The organism is Halorubrum sp. SP3 (genome assembly GCF_005435195.1).
Taxonomy (GTDB): domain Archaea; phylum Halobacteriota; class Halobacteria; order Halobacteriales; family Haloferacaceae; genus Halorubrum; species Halorubrum sodomense.
Window position 1 is genome coordinate 1 of the sequence record NZ_SGTU01000083.1, and the last position, 500, is coordinate 500.

1 pseudogene is annotated in these 500 nt (G+C 53.6%); it reads left to right on the forward strand.

Features of this window, described 5'->3' with window-relative positions:
- Positions 1-327, forward strand: a pseudogene (locus EXE42_RS15430) (NAD(P)-dependent oxidoreductase); the annotation flags it as partial.
- Positions 328-500 lie beyond the last annotated feature (173 nt).

A 500-nucleotide genomic window follows, 5' to 3' on the forward strand; every position in this document is an offset into this window, starting at 1 on the left:
AATTTCGTTCATGTGAAAGACGTGGCGCGGGCGTACGTGCGAAGCGCGGAGCGGTTGGTGGAGCAGCTTTCGAACGGCGAGACGGGGGCTGAGACGTACGAGATCGCGAGTAACGAGGATATGAGCGTGATGCGCGTGGCCGAGATCGTTCGGGAGGTTGTACGCGAGGAGCGCGGGATCGAGGTGAACATCGAGTTGATGGAGAATCCACGAAGTGCCGAGACTATGGTAGAAGAGTTCGAAGTGAATATTTCGAGCGCCAGTAATTTCCTTGGGTGGGGAACAGAGGATGGAGTCGAGGGAGCGGTTCGAGAACTCTTAGAGTAAGTGACATCGGCAAGAAGCGATTCGACAAAAAACGGCCTCTCGCGTGGTGTTTTTTGACTCTTCGAAAGAAACAGTTATGACTGAAGTCGACAGGGCTTGGATCAGTTTCGTGGATCAGGGACTGGCACCGCAGCCATCAAGAGTTTTTACTCGCGGGTTACTATGACTGTGGT